General features: G+C 32.7%; 6 protein-coding genes. All 6 read right to left on the bottom strand.

The window, feature by feature from the left end:
- Nucleotides 1-3: 3 nt before the first annotated feature.
- The 6 genes from Q0678_RS04940 to Q0678_RS04965 all read right to left on the bottom strand — a co-directional run bounded on the left by Q0678_RS04940 (nucleotide 4) and on the right by Q0678_RS04965 (nucleotide 12,294).
- Entirely contained in the window at nucleotides 4-1,683 is a 1,680-nt protein-coding gene (locus tag Q0678_RS04940; protein ID WP_299054747.1) for an alpha-glucosidase, read from the bottom strand.
- A 40-nt stretch (nucleotides 1,684-1,723) separates the two neighbouring features.
- A complete protein-coding gene (locus tag Q0678_RS04945; RefSeq protein WP_299054748.1) occupies nucleotides 1,724-2,614 on the bottom strand; it encodes a GyrI-like domain-containing protein in 891 nt (296 codons plus the stop codon).
- Between the two features lie 4 nt (nucleotides 2,615-2,618).
- Complete coding sequence (locus Q0678_RS04950; RefSeq protein ID WP_299054750.1) at nucleotides 2,619-3,953, bottom strand: vanadium-dependent haloperoxidase; 1,335 nt, start codon at nucleotides 3,951-3,953, stop codon at nucleotides 2,619-2,621.
- Nucleotides 3,950-7,201, bottom strand: a complete 3,252-nt coding sequence (locus Q0678_RS04955) for a VCBS repeat-containing protein (RefSeq protein WP_299054752.1) — start codon at nucleotides 7,199-7,201, stop codon at nucleotides 3,950-3,952. Before Q0678_RS04955 ends, Q0678_RS04950 begins: the two co-directional genes overlap by 4 nt.
- Nucleotides 7,194-10,544, bottom strand: coding sequence for a VCBS repeat-containing protein (locus Q0678_RS04960; protein WP_299054755.1), 3,351 nt, complete (start codon nucleotides 10,542-10,544; stop codon nucleotides 7,194-7,196). The genes Q0678_RS04955 and Q0678_RS04960 overlap by 8 nt, the downstream gene beginning before the upstream one ends.
- Nucleotides 10,545-10,758: 214 nt before the next feature.
- The gene (locus tag Q0678_RS04965; protein ID WP_299054758.1) at nucleotides 10,759-12,294 is read right to left on the bottom strand and encodes a RagB/SusD family nutrient uptake outer membrane protein; all 1,536 of its coding nucleotides are present in this window, start codon (nucleotides 12,292-12,294) and stop codon (nucleotides 10,759-10,761) included.
- Nucleotides 12,295-12,305: the final 11 nt, after the last annotated feature.

Below are 12,305 nucleotides of genomic sequence, written 5' to 3' on the forward strand. Positions count from 1 at the left end.
AGTTTATTTTTTTAATGAATAGATAACAGCCTGATAGGGTGCTAGTGTTATTTTTTGATCTTTAAGAACAATGTTATGGTAATTGTTAATCAATAGCGAGTCGATATTTTTTATTTCAGGTGTTTGAATGCTGCTTTCTTTTTCAGAAAAATTTAATAAGACAAGCATTTTTACATCTTCTAAAACACGCGTGTAGGCATAAATAGTTGCATGTTCTTTTTCGAGCAAGGTATATTTACCATAAACCAAAGTAAGATGTTGTTTTCTTAATGCAACCATTTTTTTAAAATGGTTTAACACAGAGTTTTCTTCTTTTTCTTGGGTAGCAACATTAACGGTTTTATGGTTTTTATTTACTGGTAACCATGGTTTTTCTGATGAAAATCCTGAGTTTTCTGAAGCATCCCATTGCATAGGTGTTCTACCATTATCTCTTGATAAAAGAGTCATGGTTTTTAAGTATACGTCTAAATCTTCTCCTTTTGCTTTCGCACTTTTGTATCCGTTAATAGCTGCAATATCTTGGTATTCTTCTATTTTTTCAAAACCATTGTTAGTCATCCCTAATTCATCACCATAATACACATACGGCGTTCCTTTCATGCTTAATATAAAGGTGTTTAAAAGCTTTGCAGAAGCATCTTTAAAGGCAGGTTTATCACTACCAAATCTATTAACCATGCGTGATTGGTCGTGGTTAGCTAAATAAATTGCCAACCATCCTTCAGTATCAAAAGAAGTATCCCATTTTGTAAAGCATTCTTTAATTTCTGCAAGGGTACATTTATCTAGAGAGTTTACAAGATCTGTGCTCTCAAAATGATAAGCCATTTGCAACTCTTCTCTGTCTTCATCTACAATATTATGAGCATCTTCTAAAGAGCTACCTACACCTTCAGAAACTGCAAAAACATCATACTTACTAAGTACTTCTTTGTTCATTTCTTTTAAGTACTTGTGTATGTTTGGCCCCATACCGTGATATTTTATAACACTTACCACAGTATCATCATATCCTTTTGGAAATTCAGGAAAAGTAGTGTCTTTACTAACAAATTGAAAAGCATCTAATCGAAAACCATCAACGCCTTTGTTAGCCCAAAATTTCATAATTTCATATACCTCTTGCCTAACCTTTGGGTTTTCCCAATTTAAATCGGGTTGTTTTTGAGAAAAATAGTGTAGGTAATAAGCATCTGTTTGTTTGTCATACTTCCAAGCTTCACTTTTTTCATCAAAGAAACTCCATCGATAGTTTGGCTTTCCTTTTTCTGCTGGCCACCAATGATAATAGTCTCTATATTTATTATCTCTAGAGCTTCTAGATTGCTTAAACCATTCGTGCTCATCACTACTATGGTTTACAACAACATCCATTACACATTTTATTTTTCTTTTGTGTAAACCTTCTAAAAGTTCATCAAAATCTGCCATGGTTCCGAATTCTGGCATAATTGCTCTGTAGTTACTAATATCGTAACCATTATCATCATTCGGAGATTCATAAATAGGATTTAACCAAATCATGGTAACACCTAAACTTTTAATATAATCTAGTTTGTTAATTATACCACGTATATCTCCGATACCATTGCCGGTAGTGTCTTTAAAGCTTCGTGGATAGATTTGATATACAATCCCTTCTTTCCACCAATTTCTTTTTTGTAATGATTGATTAGTCATTATACTTTTTAAATTTCTCTTATTCTTGTTTTAAAATTGCCTATTCTTTAATCGGCATAAATATTTCAGCTTTCCATTGAAGCTCATCACCACCAAAATTTGGGTTGCTATAAAAAACTTCTAAAGGAGTCTTATTTATTTTTATATTATTTGTTTTTGCATACGCATCAAGGGCATACCAAGCTCTGTCTGAGGTAATGTAATTACCATTATAAACAGCTTTTAATGCTTTTACACTTGTATACTGTTTGTATTTTATTTTTTGATGTTCAGGTAGCGAATCTTTTTTAGTAATAGGAAAGCAAAAATGATACGAAATACTGTCTGTTTGCTGATTCCAGTTTGTTACTTGTAAAAACGGAGTGCCGTTAAAAACAACATTGTTTTTTGCTAAAAACCCATTGATAAGCGAGTAATATTGCATCATGTTTTTTGCTTTTTCTACTTGCAAACTTTTTAATGGAACATACGCACAGTATACAGATTTTGTTTCGCTTTCTCCTTTAAGGGTAATTTTTATTTCTTTAAGATGCTTGTTAATATGGTCTATAAAAAGCAGCACTGTTTTTTTAGTTCTTCTTTCGAAGTCTGTATTAAAAAACGGATTTAAGATTCTATTTTTAAACCCATTTTTTGGGTCTGTTATAAATATTTTAACATTGGTAATAGAGTCATTTATTGGGTTTGATTGCCATTTGTAAGTATGTAAACTATCGTTAAAAGTGCGCTGATGTTTAAAAGTATTCGCTTCTTTTTCGAATTCTATTGTTGCATCCTTTAAGCCAGAGTTCCATAATTTTAAAGACTGATTGATGGTGCCCGGAGTCGTTTTTACATTAAAACTTACCAAGTAATCATAAGGTTTTATGCACAGAGACCAAAAAACAAATCCTGCAATTATAAATCCGATAAAAAGAACTACTTTTTTCACGTAACTATTTTTTTAATACCAACTGTTTTTTTACCAAACCACCAATTTTTCTACCTTGCCCAACACCAATTTCTACTGCAGATCTGTAATGAATACCTCCATACATCCTGCTTATTGTAGCTTCATCTGCTGCTGCATTAAAAGAGGTAAAAGAGCGTATAGGTAAGCCGTAGGCAACTTCTGTATTGTCATCAAAACTAAAATTATCTCCAAATATTTCAGTCAATATGGTTGCAGCTGCTCCAGATACAACAGAATGTCCGCTGGTATATTCTGGAAAAGGAGGTGTTTGTAAGATCGGTTTCCATTCACTATTAAAATAAGCTTTTATAACCGTTTCTGGACGTACTAAATTACTTCTGTACTTCTCATCCCAACAACTAATAAAGGCATCTGCCATTGCAATTGCTGTTTTTGTATAGGCGTAAATTGTTCTATTAAAATTGGCACTGTCTTTTTTAGCAGCAATTTTAGTAATACCAATCCAATGAGCACCGGGTGTTATTTTTTTTACAGCAAACATTAAATGCCCTCTGTTTACAGATACATACGGATTGCAGTCCCAAAATTGTGCGATGGCTATTTCTTCAGAAGTATCCCCTTTTTTAGAAATTTCATTACTAATGTCATACACCTCTTTTACTTCTTTATAAAAGGCACTATTTTTATTCATTGAAAATTTCGGAGGAGGTACTGGTTTAAATTGTGCTGCAGAATCTAATACAAACGTTCTAATTTTGTTCCAGTTTGGTTCTAAACCATCCATATAAGAAGGTGGTGTTGGTTGCCACCTGCTTTCATCATTTGCATCTACTCTAAATTTTGGCATTGTTCGCGTTTGTGCATAATTATCAGCATTCATCCATTTGGTTACGGCAGCGGCAACTTGCAAACCATAGGCTTTAGAATGGTTAAACTCTTTTTCATTTTTAGCCTGCCAAACGGTATATAAACTATCTCTGTATTTTGTTAGTTTCTCTTCAGAAAAAATAAGTTTTTTACTAATATTTATATGCGCAATTATTGCCGCAAGCGGATAGTTAATTTGGTCTTCGGAATTTGCTTTCGGAATGCCTTTAAAATGTTTTATTTGTTTTTTTAAAGACACGTAGCTTGTATCATTTTGTGCTATAATTTCATAAGCAGCAATTGCCGGATACGCAAAAACACGACTAGCTACCGGTGGAGAAAAAATATCATGAATCATTATTTCTACCACTTTGTCTATAGTTGTGTGTAAATGATCTGGTGTAATTTTTATAGGTGCAGACGTCTCTTTACACGATGTAAATAAAAAGATAAAGAGTATTGATACTACTAAATATTGTTTTTTAATCATTTTTTAATTTTATAAACCTGGGCGGCATCATTATTTATAGTTGCTAGTAAGTATTGAGTGCCATTTAAGGTAATTATTGTTAATTTTTTTACTGCTTTTTGATGAAAATCTAAGCCAATTTTATTGCCTAATTCTGTGCTTTTTTCATTGTAAATTATTGCTCCAGGAAAAGAATCGAACCGACCATGATAAGGACTAACACCAAAATAATTACCAGCAGCAAGTATTTCTTGCTTGCTGTCGCCATCAAAATCATGTTTTAATAAAGTGGTAATTGGCGATATTTGTAGTTCATTTTTAAAAGGGATAAAAACAAACGTATTGTTATCGTTTTTTAAATACCCAGATGCTAAATTGTGTACTTCTAAAATGCGTGCTTTTTTAAGGGTCTTTTTATCAAAAATTTCTTCTATTGTTTTACCAGCAAAACTTTTATAAGAGGTAAATTTCTTTTTCAAACTAATAATCTGACCGGCCATTTCATCAAAACTAACAATAGGGTAGTATTGGCCATTTTTAGCATTACAAACAATGGTTTCTGTGCTTCCGTTATCATCAAAATCTGCATAATACATTCGTAACGGAAAAGATTCACTTGCTTTAAATTTAGAGTTTAACCCCCAGTTACCCAATAAATAGTCGGTATCACCATCATTATCAATATCAAATGGCATTATTTGTTGCCATAATCCTTTAAGATTAGAAGCCACTTTATTTTCTTCTGTAAAAGTACCCTTAGTATTTTTAAAGAATTTAGGAGCCATCCACTCGCCAACAAGAATTAAATCGGTAAAACCATCGCCGTTATAATCTTCCCAAACGGCATCTGTTATCATTCCAATATTTTGAAAAGGTTGATTTTCTAAAATTGAAAAAACACCATTATTGTTTTGTAAAAGATACGAGTTTGGTGTGGCGCCAAAATCATTTGAAACAGCATTATTACCTGCAAAAATATCTAAATCACCATCATTATCATAGTCAAACGCTTTTAAGACCGCTGCATTTTCAAAGTATTCTGGGAGTTCTTGTTTTGTAAAACCAGTACTATCTTGTGTAAAATAAGTATCTAATAAAGGGGTGCTTTTATTATAAAAATCTGCCCCACCAGTGCCAATTAATAAGTCGTTTTTAGCATTGTTGTTAAAGTCTGCAATTAAAGCAACAACGTCTTCTTTTTTTGCTTCCTTAGCCAAAACTTCGATCTTTTTTTCTACATACAAACTATCTGTCTGAAAAAATACTTTTGATTTTTTAAATTTAGATCCGCCAAAGAATAAATCTTCTTTTCCGTCATTATTCAAATCGCCAACAGCAATAGCCGGACCTTGGTCTGACACTTGGTACGGAATTAATTTTTGTCTATTAAAATCGGTGTAATTATCTTCTTCATGTGTAAAATTAATGCCCAATTGCCCTTTTACAGCAGTAAATATTTTTTTTGATGTTCCTTTTAAAGAAGCTTCGTTAAATGGTTTTGTGTTTTCTGGTTTAATAGTAAGTTGCTGGTTTAAAACTACCTTTTTTAAGGTTTGAGTTGTTTTATTAGGCCAAATAATTTTTACCGAATCTATTGCAGTTTCTAATCCAAAACCAAAATGAATTATAGGTTCTGAAGATGCCTGAAAACCCCTAACGGTATACAATTCTTTAAACTGAAATTTTCCGTTATTATAAGCATATACTTTTGTGCCAATACCAAAAGTATTGGGTGCAGTGTGGTTAAACTTTAGTTTAAGGTAACTTGCTTTTTTATTGGTTTGATTGATGTACAAACCTACCTCTTCATTGCTATTATTTACCACCAAATCTAAATCGCCATCATTATCTAAATCTGCCATAGCAGTAGCGCCAGAGACTGTTTTTTTATCCGTAAGCCAATCGTTCGATTTGTTTTCGAAGCTTAAATTTTCGGCCCCTTTAAAAATATAATTTTGCATTTTACCAGAAGGCATCATCTCTAAAGCTTCTTGATCTACAAGTTTTGTTTTGTCTATTTTTTTCTGAATCTGTTCGCTAGAAGCAAAGTTGATAAAATCGAGGTCATTGGGTCTTTTTGTTATTCCGTTCGAAATAAATAAATCTTGTTTGCCGTCTTGATTAAAATCTGCAAACAAACTACTCCAGCTCCAGTCTGTTGCTGCCACACCGCTTAAAAGAGCCGTTTCTAAATAACCAGCATCTTGCTGATTTACAAATAACATGTTTCTGGTATATTGATAATGATAACCAAATTTTTGTGTTTTCATTTTCTGAATCTGAAAATTATCATCACCCTGAGAGGTTTTTAAAACAACTTCATCTTCTGGCAGCATGTCTAAAGAAATAAGATCTGGCAACCCATCTTGGTTAATATCACTTACATCGTTGCCCATAGAAAAACGAGAAGTATGGCTAAAATGCTCTTTTAATTGTTCAGAAAAAGTGCCGTTTTTATTGTTTATGTAATAGTAATCATCTTCATGAAAATCGTTGCCAACATACATATCTGGATATCCATCTTTGTTAAAATCTGCAACCGATATGCCTAAACCATATCCATTAATTCCGCCAAAAATACCAGCACTTTCACTAACATCTGTAAACGTTTTGCCATCATTTCTAAGAAGTTTATCGCCAGTTTGATAGTTTCTTTTGTTTCTTAAATTGGCTTTTCCAAAAGATTCTTGGGTATGAATAGCGTGGTTTAAAAGATAGATGTCTAAATCTCCATCTAAGTCATAATCAATAAAAGCCGCAGACGAACTGTACGAATCGAAATCTAGTTTATATTCTTGAGCTTTTTCTGTAAAAGTAGCATCACCATTATTAATATACAGCTCATTATATCCATAAAAACCATTAATGCCTACCACTGCGCATACATAAATATCTAACAATCCGTCTCCATTTACATCGCCCATAACCGCACCAGTGTTCCAACTACTATTGCCTTTTATGTTTGCTTTTTCAGAAATATCTACAAAGGTTAAATTGCCTTTATTTAGGTATAATTTATTTTTTACTTGATTGCCCGATAAAAAAATGTCTACCAATCCGTCATTATTAATATCTCCTAAAGCTACACCACCGCCATTATATAGGTATAAATAATCTAAAATATTTAGGGCGTTTGTTTCTGTTATTGTGTTTTTAAAAGTAAGACCTGTTTTTGTTGAGGGCGGATTTTTAAACAACAACTCTGCTTTCTTATTACAGCCAATAATCAAAAAGATACATACAAGAAAAGGGCAGGTATATTTATTCATTGATTGCATATATTTTAGGAAACTCGTTATTAATGGCAGCCACTAAATAGCTTTTGCCGTTTTTATCTTTAATAACTTTTAGGTGTTTTACCTCGTTTTTATTAAAAAAGCCACTTTTAGTATAGTTTTGCAGCTCAAAACCTAGTTTGCCATCACCTAGTAAAACAGAGCCGTAATTGGCATCTAATCGAGAAAACTGAGGTTTATATTCATAATTATTTCCTGCCATAATTAGATCTAAATGCCCATCGCTATTAATGTCTTTACAAACGATGCTACAAATACAAGAGAACTGTACGTTGGCAGGTAGTTTTTTAATTGTATAATTATTATTACCGTTGTTTACCGCAATTATAGTTTCAGAAATCGTTGTTTTTTTAACAATAGATTTGTCAAATATTTCTTTATCAAACAGTTCATCAATCCCTTTTTTAGCGTATTCAGAAGCTTTTAAATTTTGTTTTTTAAGTGAAACCAATTGCCCTGTCAATTCTTTTTTCATGTGAATAGGATAATCAATTCCGTCTTTTTGTTTGGTCATTATTTGCTCTATAGTACCATTGTTATCAAAGTCGTTCACCCACATCTTTAAAGGATTTTCTTCAGATGTTTTATGCATAGTATTGCTTCCTTGATTTCCAAAAATAAAATCTATATCACCATCATTATCTAAATCTGCGGCTTCAACAACATTCCACATTCCAGAAAAATTATCTAGGCTTGTTTTTTGTTTGATAAGTCTGCGACCGTTATTTTTATATATTTTTGGAGTATCCCATTCCGAGACTGTTATTAAATCTTTTTTGGCATCGTTATCGATATCTACCCAAATTGCATTGGTAATCATACCTGCATCTTTTAATTCATAAGCTACCTTTTCTGAGGTATCATCAAAAGTACCATCGCCATTATTCTCTAAGAATTGATGTGTTGGATTTACACCATACGTTCCTACCAAAGATCTGGCGCCTACAAATACATCAATATCACCATCGTTATCAAAATCATTGGTAGCCAATACACTGATGTTTTTTCTGATTGCTGGTATTTTTTGCAATCCTTTTTTAAAGTTCCCTTTTCCATCGTTAAAGTATATTCTGGCAGCGTAAGAACCTTCTTGGTCAACTTCATTACCACCAGATCCAATCATTAAATCTAAAAAGCCGTTGCCATTTGCATCAAATAAAGAAGCAGCTGTATCTTCTAAAAGAATATCATTTAAAAAGGCTTCTTGTTTCGATTTTATAATTTTTCCATTGCCTAAATTCAGGTATAAAACACCAGCTTGCCCTTTTGCACCTCCAACATAAAAATCTTCATTGCCGTCGTTATTTACATCACCAACAGCCAATGCAGGTCCTTCTTGCGATAACATTTTAGGAACCAACCCTTCATAATCAAAGTCTGCATAACTATTTTCGGTATGTTTTGTAAATTTATTTTTCTGAATTTCTGTAAGAAGTGTTTTCGTTGTGCCTTTTCTTTCTATTTTTTGAATTTCAGTGGCTTCTTTTTGTTTTAATGTTACCGTTTTATTTACACTAATTTCAGTTAATTTTTGTGTTTTACTATCGGGCCAAATAACACGTAAAGAATCAATTTTTTCGGCTTTACCAAGACCAATTGTCATTACATAGTCCATAGAAGATTGAAACCCTCTAGAAGGCATTTGTTCTTGCACATAAATTTTATTATCGTAGTATAATTTTATTGATGCACCAATACCAAATTTATTTTTCTGTAATCCATCTAGCTTAATTTTAAGGTAATTATAACTTGCTAAAGAGTCTGTATTGTTTTCATAAACAAAAGGTTGCATGTTAACGTTGTTAATAATAAGGTCTAAATCACCATCGTTATCTAAATCTCCGTAGGCAACACCGTTAGAAAGGCTTGGTGTTTCAAACCCCCATTTTTTGTTGGCATTTTTAAAGGTAATGTCTTTGTTATTTTGATATGCAAAGTTAGGCTGAGGCTTTACAGGCATTTTGTTTATAATAGAATCTATAGCTTGTTTTCTACCGGTTAATGCCATGTTTTGTATAATTTCATTGGCAAAAAAATCTACAAAATCTAAGTCTGTTAAATCATGGTTGATACCGTTTGTTATAAAAATATCTCGATAGCCATCATTATCCATGTCAAAAAGTAAGCCAGCCCAGCTCCAATCTGTTTTGGCAACACCACTATAATAGGCAACTTCAGAAAAACTGTTGTTACCATTATTAAGTTGCAGTGTATTTTGAATGTATTGTTGCGAAAAATCTTTACTCTGTTTTAGTTTAAAAACATTGTAGCCTTCAAACTCCATGACAGATTTTACCCTTTCATCTGCTTCTGGCAACATATCGGTAATAAAAATATCTGCATTACCATCATTATTAATGTCTGCAATATCTACTCCCATTGCAGATAAACTTAAATGAGAGATCCAATTTTTTATGTCTTCAGTAAAAGTGCCATCTTGGTTGTTAATATATAAGTAGTCTCTTTCGTAAAAATCGTTAGAAACGTAGATATCCGGATATAAATCGCCATTAATATCAGTTACCATAACACCCAGTCCAAAACCAATTAAACTACCATAAATGCCCGCTTTTTCGCTTACATCTACAAATTTACCATTGTCATTTCTTAGCAACATGTCTCCGACACCTCTAAAAATAGCAGGTACGTTTTCCCAATCTTGCGCCCTTTTATCTCTTTGCTCTGCATAGCCTAGGCTACTAACGGGTATGTTACTATTGTTTAAAATATAAGCGTCTAAATCGCCGTCTTTATCATAGTCGAAAAAAGAAGCGTGTGTAGAAAAGCCTGTTTTTGCTAAGTTATATTCTGCTGCTTTTTCTGTAAAAGTTAGATTTCCATTATTAATAAAAAGGTCGTTATCATGGTTATTCCCTTTCATGTTACCGGCGTTACTAACATAAATATCTAGCAATCCGTCTTGGTTTATGTCTACCATAACCACTCCGGTAGACCAAGGTTTGTTGCCCTCTATACCGGCACTTTTAGAAATGTCTTCAAACTTTAAATTACCTTTATTTAGGTATAATTTGTTAGCAACCATGTTGCCTGTTAAGTATACATCTGCTAGGCCATCATTATTTATATCGCCTATAGCAACACCGCCACCATTGTAAAAGTTTCGGTATTTAAAGATGTTAAAATTTTTTTGATTTTTGATTTTATTGACAAAATCTATTCCAGTGTCTTCTGCTTTTAAAAGTGTAAACAGTGTTATTTCTGGTGTTGCAGTTTGTTTTGTTTGTTCATTTTTACAGGCGTAAAAGAATGTACAAAGTGAAATGAATACTATAATATTTTTAAATTGAAACTGCATACGTGTTTTTTAAAAAGGTGGCTATTTTAAATATATATTGTTGGGTAAATATAATTAAATAGCACTTATTTTTTAAGGTATTCTTTTTGAAGTTATAACGAAAATTACAATTAAAATAGCACTTTTTTGATGTTGTAATTTTTCTGTTTAAAATAATTAAAGAGGGTATTTAGCATACCCTCTTTAATTGAACTATAAGTAAATAGATAAAATATTAATATCCTTCGTTTTGTACTAAGTTAGGATTTGAAATAATAGCTGTTGCTGGTATTGGAAACAATACTCTGTAAGTATCTGTATTTGTTTTGTATTCCCAAGCTTGGCTAAATTTACCAAAACGAATTTGGTCATTTCTTCTCCAGAATTCTCCATACAATTCACGTCCTCTTTCATCTAACATATCTTGTTCAGATAAAGCCGTTAAAGGAGCCGTGTTACCGTTCGCATTTCTCATTGCTCTTAATTCATTTACTAAAGCTAATGCCGTTTCGCTACCTGTACCACCACGCATAATTGCTTCTGCTTTCATTAAATGAGCATCTGCATATCTAAATACTATTTGATGACCTGTAAAACCACCATTTTCTGGGTGATATTTAATCATTCTAATTCCTGTAGTTTCGTCGTTACCTAAAAGTCCAGGTAATTCTTTTTTAAAGTTTAACAGATTACCAACACGGTCTGTCATTGCAACTCCATCTTGATCATATTGCTGACCAATTAAAAAACCATATCCTATACCTAAGTTAGAACCATCTGTAGGTACAAAACCTCTACGCTCTTCTTGTCCAGAACCTGGTACGTTAATATTAGCATCTCCTTCAAAAGTATCATAAAACTCAGATAAGGTTGTAAAACCATTCCATCCACCACCGTTGTTATCTGGCGAGTTTTGTTTGTAGTGTAGGGTATTCCAAATTCTTGGCCCTACTTCAGAAGTTGTAAATAAAATAGTTTCTGAGTCTACATCATTTTTAAAGATATCAAAATATCCACTTGCCAATGCAAAACCATCTGCTTTAATAGCATCTACAAACTCTACAACTTTAGTCATGTCTGCAGCATCTGCAGTAGTTCCTAAATAAATATGTTTGTTTAAGTGTAATTTTGCTAATAAGTGATTTGCTGAAGCTTTTGTAGCCTTGTTTAAAGTTGCGCTTGGCCCAACAGAAGGTAAGTTTGGCAATGCTTCTGTTAAATCTTGTACAGCAAATGCTAAAGCTTCTGCTCTTGATTTTACTGAAGGATTTACCTCTGGCCCTTCATCTGGAGTTCTAAAAGGTGCTTGACCGTATAAATCTACTAACCAAAAAGTACTAAAAGCTCTTAAAAATTTAGCTTCTGCAACTTCTTGCGCAGAGCCACCACTTCTAGAGTCTATAATTAAAGAAGCTCTGTAAACATTTTGGTTTAAGCTATTCCAAGTTCCCTTTACATCTCTATGTAAAGGATTCCAGTTATGGTCATGTAAATTACGCCATACCCCATTATCTCCCCAATCGGTTCCACGTGTAGGTACTAATAATTCATCTGAACTTACTTCGTTTAAGGCATATAAACCCTCTTGTCCTTGTATCTGTCCTCTTAAATCGGCATATAAACCGTCTAACGAAGCAGTAGGATCTACGCCATCAAATTCACCAGACAAGTTTTCATTAAAAAAAGAATCTGTCTGCTCTATTTCTAAATCGGTACAACTAATTGAAATAGTTAGTACTGATAATGTTATCCATTTTATCGTGTTTTTCATTGTTCTATTTT

The organism is uncultured Polaribacter sp. (assembly GCF_947497125.1).
In the GTDB taxonomy this organism is placed as follows: domain Bacteria; phylum Bacteroidota; class Bacteroidia; order Flavobacteriales; family Flavobacteriaceae; genus Polaribacter.

Excerpts from the sequence above, each read along its gene's own strand:
- Q0678_RS04955 (WP_299054752.1), bottom strand. The coding sequence starts at position 7,201 with ATGAATAAATATACCTGCCCTTTTCTTGTATGTATCTTTTTGATTATT.
- Q0678_RS04965 (WP_299054758.1), bottom strand. The coding sequence starts at position 12,294 with ATGAAAAACACGATAAAATGGATAACATTATCAGTACTAACTATTTCA.
- Q0678_RS04960 (WP_299054755.1), bottom strand. The coding sequence starts at position 10,544 with ATGCAGTTTCAATTTAAAAATATTATAGTATTCATTTCACTTTGTACA.
- Q0678_RS04940 (WP_299054747.1), bottom strand. The coding sequence starts at position 1,683 with ATGACTAATCAATCATTACAAAAAAGAAATTGGTGGAAAGAAGGGATT.
- Q0678_RS04950 (WP_299054750.1), bottom strand. The coding sequence starts at position 3,953 with ATGATTAAAAAACAATATTTAGTAGTATCAATACTCTTTATCTTTTTA.